The sequence below is a fragment of the Devosia psychrophila genome, from assembly GCF_000971275.1.
Taxonomy (GTDB): Bacteria; Pseudomonadota; Alphaproteobacteria; order Rhizobiales; family Devosiaceae; genus Devosia; species Devosia psychrophila.
In genome coordinates this window covers 33670-59572 of the sequence record NZ_LAPV01000010.1, presented here as the reverse complement: position 1 = coordinate 59572, position 25903 = coordinate 33670, and the positions used below count along the sequence as shown (strand labels likewise).

The window sequence follows — 25903 nt, the reverse complement described above, 5'->3', positions numbered from 1 at the left end:
CCCCTGAATGGGGAGGGATTGAGGGTGGGGTGATGAGAGCCACAATGTGCCCGTTGTAAGCACACCCTCCCCTCAAGGGGGAGGGTGTCGACTGGAGACTTAGTTACTGAAGAACAGCAATATCGCTGATCATACCGTCTACTCCTTCAATGGCGCCGGCTTCCGTGGCGGCACCAGTGGCGATATCCACCGTGTGCAGCACTTTGTCGATCACCAGGTAAGCCGTGTTGGTCAGATCTTCGGTAGATGCGATATCGAACGCATAGGACGAACCGCCCTCAACGCCGAGCTTGCCGATGGCCTTCAGCACGCCGTTATTGGGCGGAGCCTGCTGGATCAGCGCCGCGATGGATCCAGCCACCGGCCCAGTGTCGTTGGGCACCTTCAGCGATCCGCGCACCATCAACTTGACGGGTCCGGAACTGCCAGAGCCGGCCAGCGGCCAACTCTACGAGATCACGCTAGAACTTGCCCCGGCTCACCCACCGGACGGCCGACCGGCCCGATCCTGGTCAAGGGCTTCGCCCGACCGCCTGTCTGGTCAGCGGCTTTTGCCGCTGACCAGACAGACACGGAAATCCTAGCGCAGCTTCAGGCTTGAGAGCCCGATCAGTGCCAGCACGAAGGATATAATCCAGAAGCGGATCACCACCTGGCTTTCGGTCCAGCCGAGATGCTCGAAATGGTGGTGGATCGGCGCCATGCGGAACACCCGCTTGCCGGTGAGCTTGAACGAGGCGACCTGCACGATCACCGAGACCGCCTCGAGCACGAACAGCCCGCCGATGATCGCCAGCACCAGCTCATGCTTGGTGGCAACGGCGATGGTGCCGAGCGCGCCGCCCAAGGCCAGCGAGCCGGTATCGCCCATGAAAATCTGCGCGGGCGGCGCGTTGAACCACAAAAAGCCAAGCCCCGCGCCGATCAACGCGCCGCAGACCACCGACAGCTCAGCCGTGCCGGGCACGGCGTTGAGCAGCAGATATTCGGAGAAGTTCGCGCTACCGACCAGATAGGCGATCAGCGCGAAACAGGCCGCAGCCACCATGACCGGCACGATGGCAAGACCATCGAGACCATCGGTCAGGTTCACGGAATTGCCCGCCGCGACGATGACGAAGCCGCCAAACAGCAGGTAGAAATAGCCAAGATTGAGCGCCAGGTCCTTGACGAAGGGGAACAGCAGCGACGTCCCGTACGAACCGGCAGCGAGCTGGGAAATAAAGAACGCGGCGATACAGCCGATCAGCGCTTCAAGCAGCAGGCGCTGCCGTCCGCCAAAGCCGGCATGGCTCATCCGCTTGACCTTGAGGTAGTCGTCGTAAAAGCCAATGGCGCCGAAGCCGATGGTCACGAACAGCACGACCCAGACGTAGCCGTTGCTGAGATTGGCCCAGAGCAGCGTTGAAATCACCGCCCCCGACAGGATCATCAGCCCGCCCATGGTGGGCGTGCCCTTCTTAGTGAGCAGGTGTCCCGCCGGACCGTCTTCGCGGATCGGCTGGCCCCGACCCTGCTTGAGACGCAACAGCGCGATCATGCCGGGGCCGAACAGGAACACGAAAAACAGCGCGGTGATAACTGCGCCTGCCGTGCGGAAGGTGATGTAGCGGAAGACGTTGAAGGCCGTGAGAGCGTCGCTCAACTGACCAAGGAAGTACAACATGAAGCGAAGCGTCCTCGTTGGGTGGGGTCAGTTATTGCCGAACTGGTTGCGGATTTTGTCGACAATTCCCGCCAGGCCCACGCCGTTGGACCCTTTGACCATAACTGCGTCGCCATAGGCAAGATCGTTGAGCACGATCTCCGCCATCTCTGCGGCCGTCTGTGTGTGTGCGGCAACACGGCCGGCGCCGACTGCGTCAGCGAGCGCCGCCATGCCCGGCCCGATCAGATAGATGCGGTCGGCGCCCGTCGCCGTCACCGCCGGAGCGAGGCTGGCATGGAGGCTCGCCGACTGTTCGCCCAGTTCCAGCATGTCGCCCAGGATGACCACCTTGCGGCCGCCCGGCGCGGTCTGGGCAGCAAACACCTCCAACGCGGCATTCATCGAAGCCGTGTTGGCATTGTAGCTTTCATCGGTCAGCAGCAGCACTCTGTCGCCGGACCCTAGACGCAGGCGTTGCCCCCTGCCCGCCTGTGCGCCAAAGCCAGCCAGCGCCCGCAACGCCACGTCCGACTCGATGCCAGCAAGATAGCTGACGGCCAAAGCCGCCGTGGCATTGGCGACCATGTGCCGTCCTGGAACATTCAACACCAATGCATGGCGCTCGCCGTCGTGGTCGATGGTCGCAAAGTACTTGTCGGCGGCGATTTCGATATTGAGAATTCGCCAATCGGCCCCAGACGCTTCGCCGTAGGTGACAATCCGGCCAACGCCGGCCGCACTTGCCTCGTCGAGCAGGACAGCGAGCTGTTGATGATCGGCATTGAGCACCGCCGTGCCGCCCGGCTCGAGCCCGGCGAAGATTTCGGCCTTGGCGCGGGCGATACCATCGAGCGAGCCGAAGCTCTCCAGATGGGCCGGCGCGATGGTGGTGATGACGGCAATATGCGGCCGCACCAATTGCGCCAGCGGCCGGATTTCGTCGGGCGCGCTCATGCCCATCTCGAACACGCCGAACTGCGCCCGCTCCGGAAACCGCGCCAGCATCAGCGGCACGCCCCAGTGATTATTGAAGCTTTTGATCGAAGCGTGGGTTTCGCCCGCCGCCTCGAACACCACGCGGATAGCTTCCTTGGTGGTGGTCTTGCCAACGCTGCCGGTAACGCCGACCACGATGGCCCGGCTACGGTCCCGCGCCGCCCGCCCGATGGCACGCAGGCCTTCCAATGCATCTGAAACCACCACACGCCGGTCGCCGTGACCACGGTTGACCAGCGCTGCAACGGCGCCATTGTTCAGTGCCGTCTCGACGAAGTCATGCCCGTCGAAGCGGTCACCCTTGATGGCGACAAACAGCGCGTCAGGCCCGATCTCGCGCGAGTCGATGGTGATGGAATTGATTGGGGTAGCTGGATCGAGCGCGCTCGTGCCGCCCGTGGCCGCGAGGATGGCGTCGATCGTGTACAGGGGCTGGGTCATGACGGAATGCCGCCGCTTGCGCCAACTCTCCCTATGGAAGAGGTGTCAGATCGAGTTTGCCAATCGCACAAAATCTTACCCCTTGATAGCCTCCGCCACGACCTCATGGTCGGAGAAATGGTGCTTCGTCGTTCCGACGATCTGGTAGTCCTCGTGGCCCTTGCCGGCAACCAGCAAGACATCACCCGGCTGCAGTGACTTGACTGCCGAAACGATAGCTTCCTTGCGGTCGCCGATCTCCTTGGCGCCCTTGGTGGCAGCCAGAATCTCCTTGCGGATCGTCGCAGCATCCTCGGTACGGGGATTGTCGTCGGTGACGATGAGATCGTCGGCCAGACGCTGGGCGACTTCGCCCATCATCGGTCGTTTGCCCTTGTCCCGATCGCCGCCCGCCCCGAACACGACTCGCAGCTTCCCCTTGGCATATGGCCGAAGCGAGGCAAGCGCCGATTCGAGCGCGACGGGTTTGTGGGAATAATCGATGAAGATCGCCGCGCCGTTATGCTCGGCCACCAGTTCCAGTCGGCCCTTGGCGCCGACCAGTTCGCTCAGCGCCGGGAATGCCTGCGCCTTGTCCACGCCACTCGACATAGCGAGGGCAGCGGCAACGATGGCGTTGCTGACCTGAAATTCGCCGGTCAGCGGCAGGTGAAAACTGAGTTTTTCGCCAACGTGACGCACTTCGACGCGCTGGCCGTAGCCCTCGGGCTTTACCGACAGCACTTCGATATAGGCGCCTTCGCGGCCCACCGTCAGCAGCGTCGCGCTGGCGCCCAGCGCCGCGAACATGAAGGGCTCGTATTCCGGGTCATCGACATTGACCACCGCCGCGCCGCCATCGACCAACAGGTCGGTGAACAGGCGCAGCTTCGCGTTGCGGTATTCGTCCATGTCGGCGTGATAATCGAGATGGTCGCGGCTGAGGTTGGTGAAGGCGACCGCCTCGAAATGCAGCCCATCGAGCCGGCGCTGGTCAAGACCATGGCTCGACGCTTCGAGCGCCACATAGTCGATGCCCTGGGCCTTCAGCGCCCGCATCGTCTGATGCAGCGTGCGCGAATCCGGGGTGGTCAGGCTGCCGTCGATATGGCGGGTCGCGGTGTCGACGCCGAGCGTGCCGATGCTGGCGCCGGGTACGCCGGCATAGCTCCAGATCTGGCGCACGAAGGATGCGACCGAAGTCTTGCCGTTGGTGCCAGTCACTGCAACGGTGATTTCGGGCTGCGGCTCGAAAATGCGGGACGCGGCACGGGCATAGGCCGCGCGCACATCCTTGACCACGACCACGGGAACGCCCGGATCGCCGACGGGAGCAACATCGGTGATCACCGCCAGGGCGCCGCGCTTGACCGCGTCGGACACGAACTGGTTGCCATGAACGCTATGGCCCGGCAGGGCAAAAAAAATATCCCCCGGCTCGATCCGGCGGCTGTCGGAATTGAGGCCAAAAACCGCACCCAATCCCTTTTTGGGGCGGGCACCGGAGCCTTCGAGCAGTTGTGTGACGCTGAGTGACACGGGGGCAAATCCTTCTGGATCAGTTAAATTGTGAGCCGGGCGGGCCGTTGCGAAGCGAAGCAGGTACGAGGCTATCGTCGATAAGAGGCGAAAAATCGGGCGCAATGCCGAGCATCGGCGCCACCCGCTGCACTATGCGACCGGTAACGGTACCGGCGTTCCAGCCGGCCGTGGTGCCGGTCTGCGCGCTTTCCGCCTTGGGCTCGTCGATCATGATGATCATTGCATAGCGAGGGTTATCCAGAGGGAAAGCCGAACCGAAAAAGTTGGTGACCTTGCTAGAAGAATAGCGGCCATCGACCACCTTTTCGGCGGTGCCGGTCTTGCCACCGACGCGGAAGCCCAGCGCCAGCTTGTTCATCTGCGAGCCAGAGCCGCCCGAACCGATCGCGTTGAGGCGCATCAGATAGCGAATGGCTTCGCTGGTCGAAGGCTGGACGACGCGACGATATAGCGGTTCGGCCTCGGCCACCGTTCGCTTGTACAGCGTCGGGGCGATGTAATTGCCGCCGTTGACGAAGGCCGAATAGGCCGTGACCATGTGCAGCGGCGATACCGATAGGCCATGACCGAACGACGCCGTCGCCGCACCCACTTCGGAAAAATTCTTGGGCACGGTCGGCAGGCGCATTTCCGGCAGTTCGAACGGCACGCGGGCATCGAAACCCATGGTGCTGAGGAAGGCGCGGTAGTTGTCCTTGCCAAGCGCCTGCATGACGCGGATGGTGCCGACGTTGGAAGAGTATTTATAGACTTCCGGCAGGCTCAGGATGCGGTGCTTGCCGTGGAAATCGTCGATGGTGAAACGGCCGAAGCGAACGCCGAAGCGGGCATCGAACTGATCAGTCAGCCGCACTGCGCCCGCGTCGATTGCACCAGCCATTGTCACGGTCTTGAAGATCGAGCCAGGCTCGAAAATGCCGGCGGTGATGCGGTTGAAGCTGTCCTTGACCAGGGCTGACTTGGGATCGTTCGGATCGAAGTCCGGCACCGAAGCCAAGGCAATGATTTCGCCGGTATGAATGTCCATCATCACGCCCGCAGCGGCAATGGCCTTGTAGCGAGTCATCGCGTCCATCAACTGCTCGTGCATGATGTGCTGCACGCGCATGTCGACGCTGAGCTCGACCGGTGCCAGCGCATTGCCGCGCGCCAGACCGAGGTCCTGCAGCAGGGCGACGTCTTCGCTGTCCATGTGCCGTTCGATACCGGCAATGCCCTGGTTATCGATATTGGTCGAGCCCAGGATATGGCTGGCTTCACTCATGCCAGGATAGAAGCGCTTGGATTCGGTGATGAAGTCGACGCCGGGAATACCCAGCCGCATCACCTTGTCCTGAATGGCAGGCGATAGCTCGCGCTGCACCCACACAAAGCCCTTGTCGCCGGTCAGCCGGGCCCGCAGCCACTTCTCATCCAGGTCCGGCAGCACCGTGCGCAGCTTTTTGACTGCTTCTTCCACATCGATGATGCGGCGCGGTTCGGCGAATAGCGATGGCACCCGGATATCGACCGCCATTTCGAGGCCATTGCGATCAAGGATCGGCGGCCGCGTCGCGGTGATGACATCGCGCGCCTGCCCCTCGATGGTGGAGTCTGTCTCGACCATGCCGAGCTGCACGAGGCGCGCGCCGACGAGGCCAAAGCCCAGTACCATGGCCAGCACCATCCAGCGGATGCGTGCCTGGGTCAGGTTGCCGCGCGCCTTGCGGGCGCCCTCGAGGGAAATGGTTGGCGCGAATTCGTCTGCGACGGCCATTATTCGATCCCTTCCAGTTCGAGGATGGCGTCGATCGGATCGACACCGGCTTCCAGCGCTTGAAACAGCGAGTTCATTGCGGAGCTATTGGGCTGCTGCTGCACGGGACGCATCGGCAGGTCGGCGAAAGCACCGAACTGCTCCTGCTTGACCGGTGAAATGGCCAGCGCCAACTCGTGGCGCGCCACGATGGGGCCAATATGGCCCGGCTGGCTCAGCACGGCCTCATCGGCCTTCAGAATGGACAGCTCGCCCTCCTGGCTGTCGATCTGGGCGATCAGCTCTGTGCGCTCGCTGGCGGTGTTCTCGATGGAGAACTTGAGCCCATAAACGCTCGACAGTACAAACACGCTGGTAAAAATCAGGAAGATATTGAAGTTGCGGATCATTCGGCGCCCCGGATCTGTGGGACGCTGAGACCGTCAAGACTGACGGGACGCTGCACTGCGTCGGAACGAGTGGCAGTCCGCAAAATTGCCGAGCGCGCCCGCGAATTGCGGCCCAGCTCGGATTCTCCGGCCTTGCGTGCCTTTGCCACCTCGACCCATCGCCGGGCTTCGGTTTGCACCTGCGGCAAGTGCCGCGACTGCGCCGGACCACCCTTGTCGGGATCAAAGAAGCGCTTGACGATGCGGTCTTCCAGTGAATGGAAGGTCACGACGACCAGCTTGCCACCCTCGGTGAGCAAGCGTTCGGAGGCGAACAGCGCTTCGACCAGCTGCTCGAACTCGGCATTGACCGCAATACGCAGCGCCTGGAACGTCCGGGTCGCCGGATGGGCATCGCCCGGCTTGCGGCCAATGGCCTTCTCGACGGTTTTCGCAAGCTCCAACGTGGTTTGGATCGGCGCGGTCTCGCGCGCAGCCACGATGAACTGGGCAATGCGGCGCGACTTACGCTCTTCGCCAAAGGCATAGAGCAGGTTGGCCAGCGGCTCGGCATCGAGCGTATTGACCAAATCGGCAGCGCTCTCGCCCTGCCCGCTCATCCGCATGTCGAGCGGGCCTTCGCGCATGAAGGAAAAGCCGCGCTCGGCCTGGTCGAGCTGCATTGACGACACGCCGATATCCAACACCACGCCATCTATGGGGCCATGCTCGGACGCAAGGGTATCGAGTTCGGAAAACGTGCCAGGCACAAAGATCAGGCGACCTTCGAACTCGGCCATCAGGGCATCGGCAAAGGGCTTGACGCTTGGGTCACGGTCAATGGCAACGACGAGGGCGCCAGCTTCCAGCAGGGCACGCGAATAGCCGCCGGCACCAAAGGTGCCATCGACGATGCGCTTGCCTTCAAGCGGAGACAGCGCCGCCAGAACCTCGTCCAGCAGGACAGGAACATGGGGGCCGTTGTCCTGGCTGGTTTCGGGCATGAAACGCTTGCCCATAGATGCCGCTACTCCACTACCGCCGGGAAGCCGGTTCGTAAACATACTCGTACTTTGACCAAGGACGTTTAAGATTCTGTTTCCCATGCGGTTGGCGTGGCCGATTTTCACGCCCATATGCCCACTAATCGCCGAAATCCGTAGCTGGATTGCTTTTCGATATTGCCCGCACTTTGCCTTTGCGCCATGAACATGGCGACGCGTGCCGGGAACCGTTAATGCCGATTTCGACCAATGTATTTGTGCGTTCAACCACGCTGTTGCTGACCGTGGCCTTTTTTGCGCTGGCCAGCATTGTTGGCACCACCATCTGGCTGGTGGAAAACAACTATTACTGGTTCAACGAAACCACCAGTGCCCGCGTCGCGCGGGCTGTAGCCGTCGGTGTGCGCAACGCCCTGCAGGATGCCGAAACCGGCCAGCGTGGCTATCTGCTGACCGGGGAAGACAGCTATCTGGCGCCTTACGAAGCGGCCGTTCCCACCCTGCCGGAGTTCCTTGACAGGCTCGATCAGGTGCTGGCTCCCTACCCCGAGGCCGACGGTGTCGCCGCCATGGTGCGCGCCAATAGTGACAGCAAGCTCGCGGAGCTCGCCGAAACCATACAGCTCGCCCGCGCCGGCCGCCTCGACCAGGCGATGGAAATCGTCCGCACCGACCGGGGCAAAGACGACATGAATGCCCTGCGCACCATGTTCACCGCCATAATCGAAGCGGCCGATGCCCGTACCGTCGAGGGTCTGGAATACCAGCGCAACGGCACGGTTGCCCTACGCTGGGTGACCATCATCGGCGCCTTCATCATCCTCGCCGTGGTGGGCGGCTCTGTCTGGACCGTATTGGTCTATACTCGCGAGCTGGCCGCTGCCCGCCGCGCCGTGGAAGAGGCAAATTCCGGCCTTGAGGTTCGGGTCAAAGAGCGCACCTCCGACCTTGGCCGCGCCAACGAGGAAATCCAGCGCTTCGCCTATATCGTGACGCACGACCTGCGGGCGCCCCTGGTCAACATCATGGGCTTTACCAGCGAGCTGGAAACCAGCGTCGCTGAGCTTTCGGGCTACATGGCCGATCGACACGATGACGGCGATCCCAAGTTCACCGATGCCAAGCTGGCAGCCACTGAAGACCTGCCCGAGGCCATCACCTTCATCCGCGCCGCCACCCGCAAGATGGACAGCCTGATCAACGCCATCCTCAAGATTTCCCGCGAAGGCCGCCGCCAGCTCAAGCCGGAAGCACTCAACCTGGCCGAAATGGCCGAGGCAACCGTCACGACCGTTCAGCACCAGATCGTCGAAAACGGCGGCGCGGCGACTGTCGAGGTGCACGTGCCACGCATCGTGACCGATAAACTGTCGCTCGAACAGGTGCTCGGAAACTTGCTCGACAATGCCATAAAATATCAGCAGCTCGGCCGTCCGTTGGAACTTGCCGTGCGCGCCAAGCCGGCACCGGGCAATCGCATCGAGATCGAGGTCGAGGACAATGGCCGCGGCATCGCTGCCGCCGACCACGAACGCGTCTTCGAACTGTTCCGCCGCGCCGGCACCCAGACCCAGCCCGGCGAAGGAATCGGCCTCGCCCATGTCCGCACCATGGTGCGGAGCCTGGGCGGCGACATCACCCTGCGCTCAGAACTGGGCGTCGGCACCACTTTCATCATCATCCTGCCGCGCGACCTGCGCAGCTTTATCGGGAGCCAGTCCGCATGAGCAACGACGGTAAGCCAGTCACCATCATCATGATCGAGGACGACGAGGGCCACGCCCGCCTTATCGAGAAAAACATCCGCCGCGCCGGTGTATCCAACCAAATCATCCCGTTCACCAACGGCACGGACGCGCTGGCCTTCCTGATGGGCCCCGATGGCACCGGCTCGGCCAACAAGGGCCGCCAACTGCTGGTGCTGCTCGACCTCAACCTGCCCGACATGACCGGTGTCGATATCCTCGAAAAGGTCAAAGGCAACGAGCATACCAAGCGCTCGCCCGTCGTCGTGTTGACCACCACTGACGACCAGCGCGAAATCCAGCGCTGCTACGACCTTGGCGCCAATGTCTATATCACCAAGCCAGTGGACTATGATGGCTTCGCCAACGCTATCCGCCAGCTCGGATTGTTCTTTGCGGTGATGCAGGTTCCGGAAACCAACTGATTATGACCCAGCCGCCACGCGTGCTCTACATCGACGACGATCCAGGCCTTGCACGGCTCGTGCAGAAGGCACTGGAGCGGCGCGGCTATGCGGTAGAGCTTGCGGCAACGGCCGAAGCAGGCCTTGAGCGCATTAGCCAGGGCGGAATAGACGTTGTCGGGCTTGACCACTATCTGCCCGGCGGTACCGGCCTCGACGTGCTAGCGCAGATGGAAGACCTGGTCGACAAGCCCGCCGTGGTCTACGTCACCGGTACGGTCGAGACCGCGGTGGCCATCGCGGCGCTGAAGGCGGGCGCTGCCGACTACGTGCTCAAGACCGTCGATGCCGATTTCCTCGAACTGCTCAGCAGCGCCATCACCAACGCGCTGGAATTGATCAACCTGACGCGCTCCAAGGCCACCGCCGAACTGGAAATGCGCCAAGCCCGCGAACGCGCCGAAATCCTGCTGGGCGAGGTCAATCATCGTGTCGCCAACAGCCTCGCCATGGTCGCCGCGCTGGTCGGCTTGCAGGCCAATGCGGTCAGCAACGATGACGCAAAGCAGGCTCTCGCGGAAACCCAGGCCCGCATCCAGGCCATCGCCGGTGTGCACCGCCACCTCTACACCAGCGACGACGTGCGCTCGGTGCAGATCGGTGACTACCTCCAAAGCCTCGCCGCCGAACTCGAAACCACGATGAAGGCGACCGGCAACGACTCCCGCATCCTGGTGACGGCCGAAAACATTGCCATCCCGACCGAAAAGGCCGCCTCGATCGGCGTCATCGTCACCGAACTGGTGACCAATGCCATAAAATACGCCTATGCCGATCTCGGCCACGGTGATGTTCGCATCTCGATGCGGCGCGGCGAAGGCGAACTGATCGACCTCGCCGTCGAAGACGACGGCATCGGCTGGGACGGCACCGGCAAAGTGCAGGGAACCGGCCTCGGCAGCCGCATCGTCAAAGCAATGGCCAGCGGCCTCGGCGCCACCGTAGCCTACCGCACCGAAGGCATCGGCACGCGGGTGAGCCTGCAGTTTTCGGCTTAGGGCTGCGCGTGATGTGCGGTTAATTTTCGTGTGCGTTTATTGACATGCCTCAATTTTCGTCTACGTAAATAGCAATGCGGGTTATCTTTGACGAAGCCAATCGTCAGTCCAACATCGCCAAGCACGGCATGGATTTTGCAGCGCTGTCCTTCGACTTTTTCCTGTCCTGTTATGTGGAGAGTGCCAAGGACGGACGTAGCCTAGCGATTGGCAATATCGATGGAACCATGGTGATCGCAGTTATATTTCGGCCGCTCGGCAGTGAGGCAATCTCGGTTGTTTCCATGCGCAGGGCAAATCAGAAGGAAAGGAACCGGATGAATGGCTGAAAAGTGGCCCTCATTTGTTACCAGTGATTTGGGTGATAGCCCGAAAGACGATGCTGAAATGCAGCGGCGTTGGGAAACCTATGATCGTGAGATGCGAGAGCTGATTGCTGTCGGAAAGATTCATCAAGATGAGGATGGCTGGTGGGTTGACGATGCAACCGGCGAATTGATCGGCCCGGATCCGGAAATCGAGCGGCCCCGAACCGACGAAGAGCTTTCTCGCCTCAAGCCAATCGACGAAGTGCTGCCCAAACTCGCCGAATCCATCCGACGCGGCAGAGGCCGGCCGCGCCTGCACAATGCCAAACAGGCCGTGACTCTGCGGCTCGATCCCGACGTGGTGGAACGCTTCAAATCTGAGGGCGACGACTGGCGCACCCGAATGGCACAGGCCGTGAAAAAAGCATCGCCTAGAGGCTGAAAGGAAAACGCCAGTTGACCTGTAAGCCGGGTTCTGTAGGGCCTGCGCCTTGCGACGCAGACGTGGTGACCATTCATCTATGGCGCCTGTTACCAGGACGCTCGTGCAACCAACCCGGATGATCTGGCCTCAAAACAGGCTGGGACCGAAGCCCCGCGTCATCCCTATTTGGTCTTGCTCCCGGTGGGGTTTACCGTGCGGCTTCCATTGCTGGTTGCCCGGTGCGCTCTTACCGCACCCTTTCATCCTTACCCCGGCATGCCGTGGCGGTTTACTTTCTGTGGCACTTTCCCTGGGGTCGCCCCCGCCGGCCATTAACCGGCACCGTGTTTCGAAGGAGCCCGGACTTTCCTCCCGCAGCAGGTTACCCCACTGCCAGCGGTCACCCGGTCAACTGGCTGGCGTGATGTAGAGAGTTGGAAGGGTCCGCGTCAAGCGTTGGCGGGATCGGCGGTCAGCAAGGGCCGCTGTACTGGCTTGGTCAGTGCCTGGTAGGCGAGGTTGATTGCCTTCATGCGATCGGTCGCGACGTCGATCAGCGCCTCGGGCACGCCCTTGGCGATCAGCCGGTCTGGATGATGCTCAGCCACCAGCAATCGATAGACCCGGCGAATTTCGGCGGGGTCGGCCTTGGGCGACAGACCCAGCACGGCATAGGGATCGACGCCCGCTTCCAGCTGCACATGCTGGCTGGCCAACTGCTCGAAGCGCACATCGTCGAAGCCGAAGATATCGCTGACCGACTTGAGATAATCGAGCTCGGCCTGATGCACCAGACCGTCGGCCGTCGCGATGAAGAACAGGCTGTCGAGCACATGTTCGAGTGTTTCGGGGCTGTCGTGGAAAAACCGCGTCACCTTGCGGGCATAGGCGTCGTAGCCGGCGACATCCTGCTTGGCGAGGTTGAACACCCGGACGATCTGCTCTTCGTGGCCCGCAGCGATTTCCACCGTGGCACGGAAGGCGCGCTCTTCGGAGGCCGTAACCGCGCCATCTGCCACAGCCATCTTCGCGGCCAGCGCGATTAGCGCCAGCGTGAAGGCCGCATCGCGCCCGCCAGGCAACCAGTTGTCAGGGTCGAGCGCGTTGACCAGCGAGCCCGCAAAGCCGGTGCGCTGGCTGAACGAGCCGACAAGGTCGCCTAGTCTCTCCCACATATCCGTCTGCTTTTCGCGCATGCGCACGCTTATGATGCTCCGCTGCGCCTCGTGAGTGGAATCGCACGGCAGCGCCGACGATCAGGAGGCGCAACCTATCGGCTAGGCACGCACCGGTCCACTGTCTAAGGACGCATGGCGGCAGTGCCTCAGTCGGCGAAGAAAGAGGAGCCCTGATCTTCCCAGCCGATCACCCGGTCGCGGCGCGACGGGCTGGGGCCCTGGTCGAGGAAAAAGCCATCAGGATCATAGTCCGAGGTGACGTTGGCCGAACTGCCCCGACCCTGCTTTTGCGCGAGATATTCAGACAGCGGGCCGGTTTCCCAGTCGTCGAGATCGGCAGCAGTGACCGTGTCCAGCGGCTCGACGGGCACAAGGCCGGGCGGAATCACGATATCGCCAGGAACGCTCGGCGCCATGGTCGCGACAGGCACCCGGATCGGGGCCGGGCGCATTGAAAGCGGCATCGGCATGGGCGCCACCTTCTGCGGCGGGATGGATGCTACCTGGATCGGGTCGACGCCGGGAGTCACTGGCGCAGGCGTAGTAACGATGGGCGTGCGGACCGGCGGCGTTGCTGCAACCTGTGCCTGTGCGGGCGCCGAACCGGCGGCAGTGATATAGCTCGGCAAAGCCTTGCCGGACTGCAGGAAATTATTGACCACTCCGGTCGTCTGCGGGACAGAAACCGGCTGGGCCACGGCGGGAGCCACAGGCTTGGCCGGCGTCGCCGATGCAACTTCGGCCACCGGCTTGGCAACTGGGGCGGCAGGGCGCTGACTGAGTGGCGCGGGCATCGGCGCGACAGGCGCAACCATCGCGACCTGCGCGCGTACAGGTGTCGCATCGCCGGAAAACTGCGCCGACAACAGGTCCGCCGTCGGCACGCCGACAACGAGAATAACACCGGCCCAAGCCAGTCCATTGGTGATACGGCGGTCAAGCTTCATGTTTCTACGTCCCGAATTGCTTCGCCCACAGTCGGCGAAAGAGCCGGATTTTCGTGGCCGTTTTATGAAAAGCGCCCACACTACCGGCAATGGGCCCCGTAAGCTGAACGGAAGCTGAATGACGCGATGTCAGCTTTCCTGCGCGCGGCCCAAGACGCAATGGCACCAGATCATGGTGAATACAAGGTTAATGTCCCACCGGATCCGCGACTATTGCTCTGGCCGGCGACCGAGGATGCGCGCCAGGGCCAAGGCCAGCGGCGAGCGGTTGTGGGTATAGATGTGGAACTCGGTGACACCCTCGTCGAGCAATTCCGTAACCTGCTCCGCGGCCACTGCCGAGGCGACCAGCGCGTGGGTTTCCGGCTCATCATCGAGCCCGTCGAAGCGTTCGGCTAGCCAGTCGGGTATCGAGGTGCCGCAGCGCGAGGCGAAACTGGCGATTTGCTTGAAGTTATGGATCGGCTGGATGCCCGGCACGATGGGCGCCGTGATGCCGGCTGCGCGTGCGCGCTCGACGTAGCGGAGGTAGTCGCCATTGGTGAAAAACATCTGCGTGATGGCGCGGTCGGCGCCGGCATCGATCTTGCGCTTCAGGTTATCGATCTCGGTCTGCCAGTCCGCGCTTTGCGGGTGCTTCTCGGGATAGGCGGCCACTGAAATGTCGAATTCGCCGATGCGGCGCAGCCCCCCCACCAGATCAGCGGCATTCCGATAGCCTTCCGGATGCGGCGTGAACGGCTGCCCGACGCCCTCGGGCGGATCGCCACGCAGCGCTACGATGCGCGTAACACCGGCATCCTGGTAGCCGCGCACCACGGCATCTACCTCGTCGCGCGTCGCGCCGACACAGGTCAGATGCGCCGCCGCATCGACGCCCGTTTCGGATTTGATCCGGCTGACCATGCGCAGGGTGCGCTCGCGCGTCGAACCGCCGGCGCCATAGGTCACCGAGACGAAGCGGGGCTTTAGCGGCGCCAGCTTGTGCACGCTGTCCCAGAATTTCTCCTCCATGACGTCGGTCTTCGGCGGAAAGAACTCGAACGAGATCTGCAGTTCGGGGCGCTGGTCTGCCGTCAGGCGGCTGGCACGCAGATTATCATCGAGCATGGGTCTATCCGTTCAAGTCTTGTCGCTGAGGCGCCACAGGCAAACCGTCAAGCCACGGTCGGTGCTCTGGCTGGGAAATTCGCGGACGGACTCGACGCCAAGTCCCGCTGCGGCGGCCCAGCCGCTCATCTGGCTTTGCGACAGGCCAAGCCGCCGATGGGCATGCTCGCTGCGCAGGAATTCTAGTTCGTGCGGGGCAAAATCGACGATCACCATTTCCCCACCTGGCTTGAGCAGGCGTCGCGCCTGCGCCAGCATGCGACCCGGATCGTCGAAATAATGGAGCACCTGATGCACCACGATGACATCGGCCGGGCCGGCAGTCAGATCGACATCGCCAATATCGCCGAGACGAACTTGCGCATGATTAATGCCGGCACTCGCCAGCCGCGACCGCGCCACGGTCAGCATTTCACGGCTGGAATCGATGCCAATGCCGCGCTTGTAACTATTCTGCAGCACTTCCAGCATGCGCCCGGTACCGGTGCCGAGATCGATCAGCGTCTCGACCTGCCGGCCATCCAGCGCGGCGACGACAGCGGTTTCCACGGCTTCTTCCGGCACGTGCAGCGTCTTGAGCAAATCCCAGCTGCCGGCGACCTTGGCAAAATACTGGCTGGCCTGCGCCTGTTGGGCGCCGCGCACCTTCTGCTGCCGCTCGATGTCGCGCGCTCGCTCGATATCGGCCGCATCAACGCGCGATATCAGCCACTGCGCCAGCGCGCCCGCATCGCCATCCTGTGCCAGCCCATAATAGGCCCAGGCTCCCTCGGCGTTGCGCTCGATCAGTCCGGCATCGGCCAACAGCTTGAGATGGCGCGACACCCGCGGCTGGCTCTGCTTGAGGATTTCGGTGAGGTCCTTGACCGAATGATCACCATCGGCCAGCAATGCCAAAAGCCGCAGCCTTGTCCCCTCACCCGCCGCCTTCAGCACCGTCACCAACTGCTCCAAACTGGCCATCGCCCCTCACGAGATATAAAGATGTCTTTATATCTGGATTGGGCGAGAGGTCTAGTGGTTAAGGGGTGTGTCGGGAAAAATCAGTTTTTGTGGATGGTTCGGTGCAGGGGAAGGAAGCATACCCCCACCTCGCCTCCCCCTGAAAAGGGGGAGGAATCCGATCCAGTTTGAGGCATGATATACAATAGACACCAGCCAGATTCCTCCCCTTCATCAGGGAGAGGCTAGGTGGGGGTACCCGCTAATTGAGCTAAACCTGAGCCACGCTCTGCGCCCGCTCTTCACTCACCGCCCGCTTACGGAACGAATGCGCACGCCACAGTTCGAAAATCCCCAGCGCCTCTTCCGTATCAAGCGCGCCAAAGCGGCTGGCGACCATTTTCTTGTCGGCTTCGGATGGGAGATCGCGCCAAGGCAGCGTTGCGACGATGGCCTCGAACAAATCCGAAGACAGGCCAGCGGCCTTGAGAGCAACGGTGACGGCCACATAATCCTGTCCAGCCAGCCATTTGACGAAGACCTCCGGCGCCACGCTCAGGATCACCGTCAGCGCTGCCGCCGCATGGTGACCGTAGCCGAAGCGGGCGAAACGGGCCAATGCGCGCTCGTCGAGCTGCTTGCGATCGCTCAGCGCCTTGACCTGGTTATAAGCCACCTTCCACTCATTGGCGGAGAAGCCTGCGCGGTTGCGCATGCGGTTGTAGACGACAGCATTGACCTTGCCTGCGGCTACCGGATCGAGCCCGCGGCCACGATCCACTTCGCCCAGCGTCTCCAGCACCTTGCTGGCCACCGAATCGATCTCGCCGCGCAGGGTCTTCCAGTCGATATCGGTCCGGTTGCGCAGGTCGGCAGCAATTTCCACATCGCGGGCTGCGCGTTCGACCAGCTTTTCGAGGGTGGCCTTGTCGAGTTCAGCGCCGCTGTTGCGCACCAGGCGCACCACCGACGAGCGCTCGCCATGCTCGACAATCGCCTCGCCGACCCGGTCGGCGACGGTGCTGCGGCTCGCAATGGCCAGGCGATGCTCTTCGCTCTGGTGGGCGATGATGTCGATCAGATCGTCATCCGACAGCACGTTGGAGAATTCCAGCAGCGGCTTGGCCACTGCGATATCGTCATTGGCCAGCTTGACAACCACCGTGCCCGGCGCCCGGTCGAGCGGCGCCAGCAGTTTGGCGACATGGATCCGGGCCTCGACTTCAACCAGTTCGGCCAACTGGCACAGTACTTCGTCATACTGGGCGACCTGTTCGTCGTCGCAACGGTCCGATACGTAACTGAACAGCTGCGCCATGTTGCGGAACAACTGTTCGCGTTCGGAATGGTTCTCGTCGCCACTGCTGCTCAATACGCGAAAGCTGGCAAAGGCCCGTTCGCCCTGGTCGAGTTCAGACATGGTTCGTTCCCGTTACGCGGTATTTGCAAGGTCCAGTGTGGAGACCATGTGCTCAGACCCCCTGAAGGCGCTGGGACCAATTCGATTCAAGTTTTAAGTAACGGAAACTTCGCCGCGGACGCAGCGGGTTAGACAGTCTCGCTATGTGCCGCGACCGCCATGGACCGCTCCGTAAATAAAAATGGGCCCCGGCAGCATGCCGAGGCCCCAGTATCTCGAACCACGTCGGTAGCTTAGCGCAGGTCGGACCGGTCGGAGTTCATGACCTTCACCCAGGCTGCGACGAAGTCCCTGCTGAACTTGGCAGACGAATCCGACTGGCCGTAGATTTCAGCAATGGCGCGCAACTGCGAGTGCGAGCCGAAGATCAGGTCGACGCGGGTGCCGGTCCAACGCAATTCGCCGTTTTTGCGATCGCGGCCTTCATAGACACCCTCTTCACCGGCCTTGGGTGCCCACACCGTAGCCATGTCCAGCAAGTTGAGGAAGAAGTCATTGCTCAGCGCCTCGGGCCGATTGGTGAACACGCCGTGTTCGTTGACCCCGGCCTTGAGCACGCGCAGCCCACCCACCAGCACCGTCATTTCTGGCGCGGTGAGACGCAGCAGTTGTGCCCGATCGACCAGCGACTCTTCCGGCTCCATGAAGGCACGATTGCTGTAGTAATTGCGGAAACCGTCACTGCGCGGCTCGAGCGCCGCAAACGAAACAACATCGGTCTGCGCGTCCGAAGCATCCATGCGGCCGGGCGTGAACGGCACCGCGACGTCGCTACCTGCGGCCCTGGCGGCAGTCTCGATACCGACGCCGCCGGCGAGCACGATCAGATCGGCGAGCGACACCTTCTTGCCACCAGCCTGGAACTCAGCCTGAATGGCTTCGAGCGTGGCCAGAACCTGCGCCAGCTGGCTCGGCTGGTTGACCAGCCAGTCCTTCTGCGGCGCCAGTCGAATGCGGGCGCCATTGGCGCCGCCACGCTTGTCCGAGCCGCGATAGGTGACGGCAGAGGCCCAGGCAGTCGAGACCAGTTCGGATACCGAAAGGCCCGAGGCGGCGATCTTGCCCTTGAGGAACGCGATATCGGCGTCGTTGACCAGATCATGATCGACGGCGGGGATGACATCCTGCCAGATCAGGTCTTCGGCCGGCACTTCTGGTCCGAGGTAACGCACCTTCGGGCCCATGTCGCGGTGGGTCAGCTTGAACCAGGCGCGTGCGAAAGCATCGGCAAACTGATCGGGGTGTTCGAGGAAGCGGCGCGAGATCGGCCCGTAGATCGGATCGAAACGCAGTGCCAGATCGCTCGTCAGCATGGTCGGCAGGTGCATCCTGGACGGATCGAAAGCGTTCGGAATCACCGCGTCCGTGGTTTTGGCAACCCACTGCTTGGCGCCGGCCGGGCTGGCCGAAAGCTCCCATTCGTAGTTGAACAGGTTTTCGAAGAAGAAATTGCTCCACTTCGTCGGAGTCTGCGTCCAGGTCACTTCGAGGCCCGAAGTGATTGCATCCGCACCGAAGCCCGTACCGTGCTTGCTCTTCCAGCCGAGGCCTTGATCCTCAAGGTCGGCGCCTTCTGGCTCGGCGGAAATCAGCGACGGATCGCCCGCGCCATGCGTCTTGCCAAAGGTGTGGCCACCCGCGATCAGCGCCACGGTTTCTTCGTCATTCATCGCCATGCGCTTGAACGTTTCGCGAATGTCGCGGGCCGAGGCGATTGGGTCCGGATTGCCGTTGGGGCCTTCCGGGTTGACGTAGATCAGCCCCATCTGCACAGCACCGAGCGGCTCGCTGAGTTCACGTTCGCCGCTGTAGCGCTCGTCACCCAGCCAGGTGCCTTCCGGCCCCCAGAACAGCTCTTCGGGCTCCCAGACGTCAGCACGGCCACCGGCAAAGCCGAAGGTCTTGAAGCCCATCGATTCCAGCGCGACATTGCCGGTCAGGATCATCAGGTCGGCCCAGGACAGGGCGTTGCCGTATTTCTGCTTGATCGGCCAGATCAGGCGCCGCGCCTTGTCGAGGCTGGCATTGTCCGGCCACGAATTGAGCGGCGCGAAACGCTGCTGCCCCTGCCCGGCGCCGCCACGGCCATCGGTGATGCGGTAGGTGCCGGAGCTGTGCCACGCCATGCGGATGAACAGACCGCCATAATGCCCGAAGTCAGCCGGCCACCATTCCTGGCTATCGGTCATCAGCGCCGTAAGGTCACGCTTGACTGCAGCCAGATCGAGAGTCTTGAACGCCTCGGCATAATCGAACTCGTTGGCGAGCGGGTTGGACAGTGACGAATTGCGGTGCAGCATCTGCACATCGAGTTGCTTGGGCCACCACTGGCCATTGCCGCCATGCTTCTTGGCGCCACCGCCGCCGCCGCCGTGATCGACAGGGCACTTCCCGCCCTCGGCTTGGGTCTGCGGATTGGGGGAGTGTGGATCGCTCATCATAGGCTCCTGACGCTTGCTGCTTGCCGTCTTATAAGCACGTGACATTCATTAGGCCAATTGATAATGCTTCGATACTACATAAGCGAGGCTTATCGTGCACCTTTCCCTCAAGCAAATGCGCTACGCCGTCGCAGTGGCCGAAACCGGCCAGTTCGGCCGCGCCGCCAAGGCCTGCAACATCAGCCAACCGGCCCTCAGCCAGCAGGTGCAGGCCATCGAGGAACTGTGTGGCACACCGCTGTTCGACCGGCTGAAGTCCGGCGTTCGTCCGACGCCCTTTGGCATGGAGTTTGTGTCTCGCGCTCGCCAAGTGCTGGAAAGCGCCGATGCCCTGGCCGCGTTCACGCTAGGCCACGCCGGCGAACCGGACCGGCCAATTCGCTTCGGCCTTATTCCGACTGTCGCGCCCTACCTGCTGCCCGAAATCTTTCCGGCGCTGACCGCTGGACTGCCGGGCCTCGGTTTCACCGTCAGCGAAAACCGCACCGATGCGCTGATTGCCGGGCTGGTCGATGGCAGCCTCGACGTGGCGCTGATCGGCACGGACGCGCCACTACACGGCCCCAGACTGGTCAGCCGCCCGCTGTTTGAAGACGCCTTCGTCCTTGCCACCAGCCGCAGCGAGGGTACCACCACGCCGGTTTCCCTTTCCAGCCTGGCACCCGAGCGCATCCTGCTGCTTGATGAGGGTCATTGCTTCCGCGACCAGACTATCGCGGCCTGCCGGCTCGACGGCGATCCCGGCGCCCGCACCTTTGCCGCCACCTCGCTTTCCACCATCGTGGAATTCGTCGCCAATGGTCAGGGCGTGACGCTGCTGCCCCGCATTGCCCTGCGCAAGGAGGCCACCGACCCGCGCATCGCCATTCACGACCTGGTCTCGCCCGGCGCCGGTCGCTTGCTATCGCTGGTCTGGCGTGAGGCCACACCCTTCGGCGCCACCTTCGACAAGATGGCCGAGATTATCCGTGCAACGCATCCCTAGACCATTGCTGCCCGCTTGCGCCGCTTGAAGCTGTCATAGCTGAACACCAGCAGCGACACCCAGATCAGCCCGAAGCTGACCAGCCGCAAACCGTTGAGATGCTCGCCGAACAGGTAGATCGCCACCAGGAACTGGATCGACGGCGCGATGTATTGAAACATCCCGATCGTGGTCAGCCGCAGCCGCCGCACCGCGAATGCGAACAGCAGCAGCGGAATAGCCGTCGCCGGCCCGGTCAGCACCAGCAGCGTCAGCAGGTAAGGATCGGCATGCACGCCCGGCCCCGAGGTCACCAAGCCATATAGGATAAACCCAACTGCCACCGGCGTCAGCATCGCCGTCTCGGCAAACAGGCCCGAAGCCGGTCCAAGCTTCGCGGTTTTGCGGAAATAGCCGTAGAAGCCGAACGACAGCGCCAGACTCAGCGCCACGAACGGAATCTTGCCCAGCCCCACCGCCTGAATGCCGATGGCAATGACGGCGATCAAAATGGAGATCGTCTGCAGCCGGTTCTGCCGCTCGCCGAGCAGGATCATCCCCATCAGCACGTTAACCAGCGGATTGATGAAATAGCCGAAGCTGGCTTCCAGCACCTGGCCAGTTTCCACCGCCCACACATAGATCAGCCAGTTACCCGCCAGCAGCACCGCCGAAAGCAGTGTTCCTAGCGCCCGATTGCGGTCGGAAAACAGCGTCCGCACTTCGCCAAAGCCACCGGAAAATGCGAGTATGACCGCCAAAAGGATCAGCGACCACACGGTCCGCTCTGCGACGATCAGCACCGATCCGGCCGCCTCGACCTGCCGGAACAGCAGCGGCAGGAAGCCCCAAAGTGTATAGGCGAGCAAAGCCGCCAACACGCCCCGGCTGCCATCGCTTGCGTCCGGCGTGGCGGGAGCGGTGACCGTCTCAGGCGCGATGGCCTCGGGCGCGGATTCGGGAAGCGACATGAAAAACTCCGCATCCGTCTGGATGCTCCAAGCCCCCTGATAGCAGCGCCGGCCACCCATCGCCAATCAGAGTTTGTGATCGTTACATGATGCAAAGCTGATGCATCGCGCCAACCTTTTTGGCGCCGGGGCGTTGACTGCCGGTGCCTCTTTGCAAAGGCGCATCAGACTTTTCACCAGCAGGAGTTTCAACATGAAGAAGACCATCACCTGGGTTCTGATCGCAGACGGCGCACAGGCGCGCGTGCTCGAGAACACCGGCCCCGGCAAGGGACTCAAGCAGGTCGAAGGTCTCGATTGGTCGATCGAGGCGCTGCAGGCGCGGGACATCACCAGCGACCGCCCCGGCAGCAAAAGCGGCGGCGGCATTGTTCCCAAGACCGACCCAGTCGCCTACCGTGAAACCGAATTCGTCAAATCGGTTGCTGCCACGCTAGGCCGCCATCAGCAAAAGGGCGACTTCGATCGCCTTGTCATCGCCGCCGCACCAATCGCCCTCGGCGACCTGCGCAAAGCCATTTCCCCGGCTGTGCAGAAAACCGTGCTGGCCGAGATCAACAAGGACCTAACCAATATCCCGACAGCGCAACTGGACCAGCATTTCGAGGCGATCCTCGCGGCTTAATTTAGCAAATTCAATGCATTAAAGCGTGAAGCCGATTCAACTCACCAGCCAGTTGAATCGGCTTCTCATTGCTTGGATTCTTTGCATGAAGCGGATACCCCACCTAGCCTCCCCCTGATAGGGGGAGGAATCCGGCCGGTGATTAGACGTCGATAGAGGGACAAACTGGATCAAGTCCCTCCCCCTTTTCAGGCGGAGGCTAGGTGGGGGTATTCTTCCTGCTATTCTTCTTCGTCACCATGCTCCCCCTCATCATCCCCACCCTCAATCGCATCCAGAAACTCGATCAACATCGTGTTCACCAAATCCGGCCGCTCCACGCTCGGAATATGCGCCGCACCTTCCAACACCGCCGCAAACGCGTTCGGCATTTCCTCCGACAAATACTCATGCCGGTCGATCAGCGCCGAAAAATCCTCGTCGCCCACCATCAGCAAGGTCGGCGCACCGATCTCGCCCATCCTGTCCCAGGCGCTGTCTCGTTTCTCTTCCAGTGTCAGTTCCGGCTTTGCCAGCGCAATGGCATTCATGTCGAGGAACAACTCACGCGCCGCCCCGGTAACCCTGCCGCCCATGGTGCGTGGGCCATCGAGCCACAAATGCGCCTGCACGCGATTGATCATGTCGAGATCGCCGCGCTCATAGGCATCTTCTTCTGCCGCCTCGAGCTGGCTTTCCGCCTCATTGGAGGTCCACGGCGACCCCGTCACCGAAGTCCCAATCAGCACCAACCCGATCACCCGGCCCGGATTACGCAGCGCGAAATCCACCGCCAGCCCGCCGCCCATCGAGCAGCCGACAAACACCGCCGCATGAATATCCAGCGCGTTGAGCACCGCCTTGAGATCATCGATATGGCTGAAGGCTTCGTCGGGGCTTGTGGTCTCGCCATAGCCGCGCCGGTCATAGGCCACGGCCTGCCAGCCCTCCTCGGCGACCATGCTCATCTGCGCCTGCCACATCCGCTTGTCGCAGACCCCGGCATGCAAGAACACCACCGGCAATCCCTCGCCCAGCTTGAGCCCAGCCAGACGCGCACCGCCGACCTGGACGGTAAATGGCGTACCCACCATGTGCAGAACTCCTACTGTTCGATCAGCACGCAGAACTCGAACTCATCCTCGCGCGCCCAGCATCCCGGCTTGCCATCCACGGCAAGCAGATCGTGGATTTCCTCCGGCCGGGCACCCGGCGCCGCATCGGCCTCGATCAGGTAGCCCATCCCCACGCCCTCTTCCATCAACGCAAAGGCAAAAGTGCGACCATCCGGCAGGCCAAACGTCAGCCCGCCCCCATCCGTCACCACGTCGCAATCAAACGCGCTATAGCCGCTAACCGTACACTGCCCCGGCGCCGCATAACCCGCTACCGCCATCGCGCCCAAAACAGCAGCCGCCAACGCGACCACCCCAATCATTCGTTTCAAGTCATGCCCCCAAAGCAACAGCCAATGCCGCAAGGAACTGTTAGCGCGGGAATGCGCGGGTGTCGCGGAGTTTTGGGACGACAGGCTGGTAACGTTGACAGTAATGAGCCATGCAGCGATCTTCTCATCGAATAGGGGCAGGAACGCATGAAACTCGGTTTCGAAGAGGCCCAATCAATCTATCTTAGCGGGTCGCAAAACGCCCGCGTTTGGACAGAGCGCTGGGTGGCCGACTGGGTTTACTGCGTTAACTGCGGTGCATCGCAGCTAAGCCAGTTTCCAAATAACAGCCCCTTGGCCGATTTCTTCTGTCCGTCTTGTACCGACCGGCCGACGACAGGCCTTCTTATCGGATTGCAGCCATCGTACTGAATGAGAGCGCCGCGAATTCATATATTAGTTGGAGGATGGCGGCCCAATGGCACGCCACCCTCTAGTTGCATTTCGGGGCCTACCGCGTCAGCGGCTTATACGTAGCCCGCTTCGGGTTCACCGCATCGGCGCCGAGACGCCTGATCTTGTCCGCTTCGTAGTCCGCGAAATTACCCTCAAACCACTCCACATGCGAATTACCCTCGAACGCCAGCATGTGCGTGGCCAGGCGGTCGAGGAACATGCGATCATGGCTAATGATCACGGCGCAGCCGGCGAATTCCTCGAGAGCTTCTTCCAAAGCCGCCAGGGTTTCGGTGTCTAGATCGTTGGTGGGCTCATCGAGCAGCAGGACGTTGGCGCCGCTTTTCAGCATTTTGGCCAGATGCACGCGATTGCGCTGCCCGCCCGATAGATTGCCAACCTTCTGCTGCTGGTCGCCGCCCTTGAAGTTGAACGAACTGGTATAGGCACGCGAGTTCACCTCGCGCTTGCCCAGCATCAGGATTTCGTCGCCTTCCGAGATTTCCTCCCAGACGGTCTTGTTGGGGTTGAGGCTATCGCGGCTCTGGTCGACGTAACCGAGATGCACGTTCTCGGCGACGGTCACCGAACCGCCATCCGGAGTTTCCTGGCCGGTCAGCATCTTGAACAGCGTGGTCTTGCCAGCGCCGTTCGGGCCGATGATGCCGACGATGCCGCCAGGCGGCAGCTTGAAGGTCAGGTTGTCGATCAGCAGCCGGTCGCCATACGACTTGGACAGCCCCTCGATGTCGATGACATTGTGGCCCAGCCGTTCGCCGGCCGGAATGACGATCTGAGCCGTGCCCGACTGCGAGCGTGCTTCGTTGATCTTGACAAGATCGTCATAGGCCTTGAGACGGGCCTTCGACTTGGTCTGGCGCGCCTGCGGGCTTTGGCCCATCCATTCGCGTTCGCGCTCCAGCACCTTGGCGCGGGCCTGGTCTTCGGATTTTTCCTGCGCATAGCGCTTGGCCTTGGCCCCGAGATAAGCCGAGTAATTGCCCTCATAGGCAACGCCGCGACCGCGATCGAGCTCGAGAATCCAGCCGGTGACATTGTCGAGGAAGTAGCGATCATGGGTGATGATCAGCACGGCGCCCTGGAACTCGCGCAGATGGCGTTCGAGCCATGCGGTGGTTTCGGCGTCGAGATGGTTGGTCGGCTCATCGAGCAGCAGCAAGTCGGGCTTGCTGAGCAACAGCGCACACAGCGCCACGCGGCGGCGTTCGCCACCCGACAGCGTCGTCACATCGGCATCGCCGGGCGGGCAACCCAGCGCTTCCATCGCCACTTCGACCTGCGATTCGAGATCCCACAGGTTTTCGGCGTCGATCTGATCCTGCAGCTTGCTGGCTTCGTCGGCGGTTTCGTCCGAATAGTCCATCATCAGCTCGTTGTAACGATCGACGACGGCCTTCTTCTCTTTCATGCCGGTCATCACATTGCCCAGCACGTTGAGCGCCGGGTCGAGCTCCGGCTCCTGGCTCAGGTAGCCGACGCGGGCGCCCTTGTCGGCCCAGGCTTCACCCTGGAATTCCTTCTCGACGCCAGCCATGATCTTGAGCAGCGTCGATTTACCCGAGCCGTTGGGGCCCAGCACACCGATCTTGGCATCGGGGTAGAAGCTGAGATGGATATTATCCAGAACCTTCTTGCCGCCGGCATAGGACTTGGACATTCCGTGCATGTGATAAATGAACTGGCGAGCCATAGGCCTGCAACCTCTTCAGAGATGACGTGAGTTGGCCGCCTATGTAGGGCAACAGGCTCCGAGGGGCAACGGGCACAAGCCCGGGCGGCAGGAACATCT

The 25903-nt window shown here is 62.1% G+C and carries 25 protein-coding genes, 1 other RNA gene and 1 pseudogene; 9 read left to right on the top strand and 18 right to left on the bottom strand.

The window, feature by feature from the left end; translation table 11 throughout:
• Positions 1-103: 103 nt before the first annotated feature.
• Positions 104-403 carry a DUF4394 domain-containing protein gene (locus WH91_RS01595; RefSeq protein WP_046169257.1) on the bottom strand — a complete coding sequence of 100 codons (300 nt, stop codon included), beginning with the start codon at positions 401-403 and terminating at the stop codon, positions 104-106.
• Between WH91_RS01595 and WH91_RS25185 the strand changes: the two are divergent.
• Positions 363-535, top strand: a pseudogene (locus WH91_RS25185) (anti-sigma factor domain-containing protein); the annotation flags it as partial. The gene WH91_RS01595 and the pseudogene WH91_RS25185 sit on opposite strands and share 41 nt — an antisense overlap.
• A 45-nt stretch (positions 536-580) precedes the next feature.
• Here WH91_RS25185 and mraY read toward each other — a convergent pair.
• The 6 genes from mraY to rsmH all read right to left on the bottom strand — a co-directional run bounded on the left by mraY (position 581) and on the right by rsmH (position 7749).
• Positions 581-1666, bottom strand: a complete 1086-nt coding sequence (mraY, locus tag WH91_RS01590; protein WP_046169256.1) for a phospho-N-acetylmuramoyl-pentapeptide-transferase — start codon at positions 1664-1666, stop codon at positions 581-583.
• 27 nt (positions 1667-1693) lie between these two features.
• The gene (locus WH91_RS01585) at positions 1694-3085 is read right to left on the bottom strand and encodes a UDP-N-acetylmuramoyl-tripeptide--D-alanyl-D-alanine ligase (RefSeq protein WP_046169255.1); all 1392 of its coding nucleotides are present in this window, start codon (positions 3083-3085) and stop codon (positions 1694-1696) included.
• 75 nt (positions 3086-3160) lie between these two features.
• The gene (locus WH91_RS01580) at positions 3161-4603 is read right to left on the bottom strand and encodes a UDP-N-acetylmuramoyl-L-alanyl-D-glutamate--2,6-diaminopimelate ligase (RefSeq protein WP_052952523.1); all 1443 of its coding nucleotides are present in this window, start codon (positions 4601-4603) and stop codon (positions 3161-3163) included.
• A gap of 19 nt (positions 4604-4622) precedes the next feature.
• Positions 4623-6362, bottom strand: a complete 1740-nt coding sequence (locus WH91_RS01575) for a peptidoglycan D,D-transpeptidase FtsI family protein (RefSeq protein WP_046169254.1) — start codon at positions 6360-6362, stop codon at positions 4623-4625.
• A complete protein-coding gene (ftsL, locus tag WH91_RS01570; protein ID WP_046169253.1) occupies positions 6362-6751 on the bottom strand; it encodes a cell division protein FtsL in 390 nt (129 codons plus the stop codon). Before ftsL ends, WH91_RS01575 begins: the two co-directional genes overlap by 1 nt.
• The gene (gene rsmH / locus WH91_RS01565; protein ID WP_046169252.1) at positions 6748-7749 is read right to left on the bottom strand and encodes a 16S rRNA (cytosine(1402)-N(4))-methyltransferase RsmH; all 1002 of its coding nucleotides are present in this window, start codon (positions 7747-7749) and stop codon (positions 6748-6750) included. Before rsmH ends, ftsL begins: the two co-directional genes overlap by 4 nt.
• A gap of 218 nt (positions 7750-7967) precedes the next feature.
• On the opposite strand from rsmH, the gene WH91_RS01560 reads away from it, so the two are divergent.
• The 5 genes from WH91_RS01560 (at position 7968) to WH91_RS22310 (ending at position 11691) form a co-directional block, all read left to right on the top strand.
• Entirely contained in the window at positions 7968-9461 is a 1494-nt protein-coding gene (locus tag WH91_RS01560; RefSeq protein WP_082101936.1) for a sensor histidine kinase, read from the top strand.
• Positions 9458-9904 carry a response regulator gene (locus WH91_RS01555; protein WP_046169251.1) on the top strand — a complete coding sequence of 149 codons (447 nt, stop codon included), beginning with the start codon at positions 9458-9460 and terminating at the stop codon, positions 9902-9904. Before WH91_RS01560 ends, WH91_RS01555 begins: the two co-directional genes overlap by 4 nt.
• Complete coding sequence (locus WH91_RS01550; RefSeq protein ID WP_425285346.1) at positions 9904-10941, top strand: sensor histidine kinase; 1038 nt, start codon at positions 9904-9906, stop codon at positions 10939-10941. Before WH91_RS01555 ends, WH91_RS01550 begins: the two co-directional genes overlap by 1 nt.
• Positions 10942-11015: 74 nt before the next feature.
• Complete coding sequence (locus WH91_RS01545) at positions 11016-11270, top strand: BrnT family toxin (RefSeq protein ID WP_046169249.1); 255 nt, start codon at positions 11016-11018, stop codon at positions 11268-11270.
• Positions 11263-11691 carry a BrnA antitoxin family protein gene (locus WH91_RS22310; RefSeq protein WP_052952522.1) on the top strand — a complete coding sequence of 143 codons (429 nt, stop codon included), beginning with the start codon at positions 11263-11265 and terminating at the stop codon, positions 11689-11691. The genes WH91_RS01545 and WH91_RS22310 overlap by 8 nt, the downstream gene beginning before the upstream one ends.
• 6 nt (positions 11692-11697) lie before the next feature.
• Here the strand turns inward: WH91_RS22310 and rnpB are convergent.
• The 7 genes from rnpB to katG all read right to left on the bottom strand — a co-directional run bounded on the left by rnpB (position 11698) and on the right by katG (position 19708).
• An RNA gene (rnpB, locus tag WH91_RS22315) (RNase P RNA component class A) lies at positions 11698-12089 on the bottom strand.
• 33 nt (positions 12090-12122) lie between these two features.
• Positions 12123-12848 (bottom strand): J domain-containing protein, encoded by a 726-nt coding sequence (locus WH91_RS01530; protein ID WP_046169266.1) that lies wholly within the window; start codon positions 12846-12848, stop codon positions 12123-12125.
• A gap of 149 nt (positions 12849-12997) precedes the next feature.
• Positions 12998-13798, bottom strand: a complete 801-nt coding sequence (locus WH91_RS01525; protein WP_046169248.1) for a hypothetical protein — start codon at positions 13796-13798, stop codon at positions 12998-13000.
• A 210-nt stretch (positions 13799-14008) separates the two neighbouring features.
• Entirely contained in the window at positions 14009-14908 is a 900-nt protein-coding gene (metF, locus tag WH91_RS01520) for a methylenetetrahydrofolate reductase [NAD(P)H] (protein ID WP_046169247.1), read from the bottom strand.
• 12 nt (positions 14909-14920) lie between these two features.
• Complete coding sequence (locus tag WH91_RS01515; protein WP_046169246.1) at positions 14921-15871, bottom strand: ArsR/SmtB family transcription factor; 951 nt, start codon at positions 15869-15871, stop codon at positions 14921-14923.
• A gap of 250 nt (positions 15872-16121) precedes the next feature.
• The gene (locus WH91_RS01510; RefSeq protein WP_046169245.1) at positions 16122-17270 is read right to left on the bottom strand and encodes a DUF2336 domain-containing protein; all 1149 of its coding nucleotides are present in this window, start codon (positions 17268-17270) and stop codon (positions 16122-16124) included.
• Positions 17271-17503: 233 nt separating this feature from the next.
• On the bottom strand, positions 17504-19708 hold the full coding sequence (gene katG / locus WH91_RS01505; protein WP_046169244.1) for a catalase/peroxidase HPI: 2205 nt from the start codon (positions 19706-19708) through the stop codon (positions 17504-17506).
• A gap of 97 nt (positions 19709-19805) precedes the next feature.
• Between katG and WH91_RS01500 the strand changes: the two genes are divergently transcribed.
• A complete protein-coding gene (locus tag WH91_RS01500; protein ID WP_143078158.1) occupies positions 19806-20696 on the top strand; it encodes a hydrogen peroxide-inducible genes activator in 891 nt (296 codons plus the stop codon).
• Here the strand turns inward: WH91_RS01500 and rarD are convergent.
• On the bottom strand, positions 20693-21646 hold the full coding sequence (gene rarD, locus WH91_RS01495) for an EamA family transporter RarD (RefSeq protein WP_158409499.1): 954 nt from the start codon (positions 21644-21646) through the stop codon (positions 20693-20695). The two genes, WH91_RS01500 and rarD, sit on opposite strands and share 4 nt — an antisense overlap.
• A 193-nt stretch (positions 21647-21839) precedes the next feature.
• Here rarD and WH91_RS01490 point away from each other — a divergent pair, with 193 nt between their 5' ends.
• Entirely contained in the window at positions 21840-22271 is a 432-nt protein-coding gene (locus WH91_RS01490; RefSeq protein WP_074797546.1) for a host attachment protein, read from the top strand.
• 221 nt (positions 22272-22492) lie between these two features.
• Here the strand turns inward: WH91_RS01490 and WH91_RS01485 are convergent, their stop codons facing one another.
• Together WH91_RS01485 and WH91_RS01480 are read right to left on the bottom strand one after the other, a co-directional pair.
• Complete coding sequence (locus WH91_RS01485; RefSeq protein WP_046169241.1) at positions 22493-23344, bottom strand: alpha/beta fold hydrolase; 852 nt, start codon at positions 23342-23344, stop codon at positions 22493-22495.
• An 11-nt stretch (positions 23345-23355) separates the two neighbouring features.
• Positions 23356-23871 (bottom strand): hypothetical protein, encoded by a 516-nt coding sequence (locus tag WH91_RS01480; protein WP_171910572.1) that lies wholly within the window; start codon positions 23869-23871, stop codon positions 23356-23358.
• Between WH91_RS01480 and WH91_RS22975 the strand changes: the two genes are divergently transcribed.
• Positions 23845-24069 carry a DpnI domain-containing protein gene (locus WH91_RS22975; RefSeq protein ID WP_074797539.1) on the top strand — a complete coding sequence of 75 codons (225 nt, stop codon included), beginning with the start codon at positions 23845-23847 and terminating at the stop codon, positions 24067-24069. The genes WH91_RS01480 and WH91_RS22975 overlap by 27 nt on opposite strands.
• 79 nt (positions 24070-24148) lie before the next feature.
• Here WH91_RS22975 and ettA read toward each other — a convergent pair whose 3' ends face one another.
• Positions 24149-25804: an energy-dependent translational throttle protein EttA gene (ettA, locus tag WH91_RS01475; protein ID WP_046169239.1), complete on the bottom strand. Its 1656-nt coding sequence runs from the start codon at positions 25802-25804 to the stop codon at positions 24149-24151.
• Positions 25805-25903: the final 99 nt, after the last annotated feature.

What these genes read in the sequence shown, in the direction of transcription:
- WH91_RS01555 (WP_046169251.1), top strand. Translation starts at nt 9,458, where the DNA reads ATGAGCAACGACGGTAAGCCAGTCACCATCATCATGATCGAGGACGAC.
- rarD (WP_158409499.1), bottom strand. Translation starts at nt 21,646, where the DNA reads ATGTCGCTTCCCGAATCCGCGCCCGAGGCCATCGCGCCTGAGACGGTC.
- WH91_RS01485 (WP_046169241.1), bottom strand. Translation starts at nt 23,344, where the DNA reads ATGGTGGGTACGCCATTTACCGTCCAGGTCGGCGGTGCGCGTCTGGCT.
- WH91_RS01585 (WP_046169255.1), bottom strand. Translation starts at nt 3,085, where the DNA reads ATGACCCAGCCCCTGTACACGATCGACGCCATCCTCGCGGCCACGGGC.
- WH91_RS01545 (WP_046169249.1), top strand. Translation starts at nt 11,016, where the DNA reads ATGCGGGTTATCTTTGACGAAGCCAATCGTCAGTCCAACATCGCCAAG.
- WH91_RS22975 (WP_074797539.1), top strand. Translation starts at nt 23,845, where the DNA reads ATGAAACTCGGTTTCGAAGAGGCCCAATCAATCTATCTTAGCGGGTCG.
- WH91_RS01575 (WP_046169254.1), bottom strand. Translation starts at nt 6,362, where the DNA reads ATGGCCGTCGCAGACGAATTCGCGCCAACCATTTCCCTCGAGGGCGCC.
- WH91_RS01510 (WP_046169245.1), bottom strand. Translation starts at nt 17,270, where the DNA reads ATGTCTGAACTCGACCAGGGCGAACGGGCCTTTGCCAGCTTTCGCGTA.
- WH91_RS01560 (WP_082101936.1), top strand. Translation starts at nt 7,968, where the DNA reads ATGCCGATTTCGACCAATGTATTTGTGCGTTCAACCACGCTGTTGCTG.
- WH91_RS22310 (WP_052952522.1), top strand. Translation starts at nt 11,263, where the DNA reads ATGGCTGAAAAGTGGCCCTCATTTGTTACCAGTGATTTGGGTGATAGC.
- WH91_RS01525 (WP_046169248.1), bottom strand. Translation starts at nt 13,798, where the DNA reads ATGAAGCTTGACCGCCGTATCACCAATGGACTGGCTTGGGCCGGTGTT.
- mraY (WP_046169256.1), bottom strand. Translation starts at nt 1,666, where the DNA reads ATGTTGTACTTCCTTGGTCAGTTGAGCGACGCTCTCACGGCCTTCAAC.
- ettA (WP_046169239.1), bottom strand. Translation starts at nt 25,804, where the DNA reads ATGGCTCGCCAGTTCATTTATCACATGCACGGAATGTCCAAGTCCTAT.
- WH91_RS01515 (WP_046169246.1), bottom strand. Translation starts at nt 15,871, where the DNA reads ATGGCCAGTTTGGAGCAGTTGGTGACGGTGCTGAAGGCGGCGGGTGAG.
- ftsL (WP_046169253.1), bottom strand. Translation starts at nt 6,751, where the DNA reads ATGATCCGCAACTTCAATATCTTCCTGATTTTTACCAGCGTGTTTGTA.
- rsmH (WP_046169252.1), bottom strand. Translation starts at nt 7,749, where the DNA reads ATGGGCAAGCGTTTCATGCCCGAAACCAGCCAGGACAACGGCCCCCAT.
- WH91_RS01595 (WP_046169257.1), bottom strand. Translation starts at nt 403, where the DNA reads ATGGTGCGCGGATCGCTGAAGGTGCCCAACGACACTGGGCCGGTGGCT.
- WH91_RS01530 (WP_046169266.1), bottom strand. Translation starts at nt 12,848, where the DNA reads ATGTGGGAGAGACTAGGCGACCTTGTCGGCTCGTTCAGCCAGCGCACC.
- katG (WP_046169244.1), bottom strand. Translation starts at nt 19,708, where the DNA reads ATGAGCGATCCACACTCCCCCAATCCGCAGACCCAAGCCGAGGGCGGG.
- WH91_RS01490 (WP_074797546.1), top strand. Translation starts at nt 21,840, where the DNA reads ATGAAGAAGACCATCACCTGGGTTCTGATCGCAGACGGCGCACAGGCG.
- metF (WP_046169247.1), bottom strand. Translation starts at nt 14,908, where the DNA reads ATGCTCGATGATAATCTGCGTGCCAGCCGCCTGACGGCAGACCAGCGC.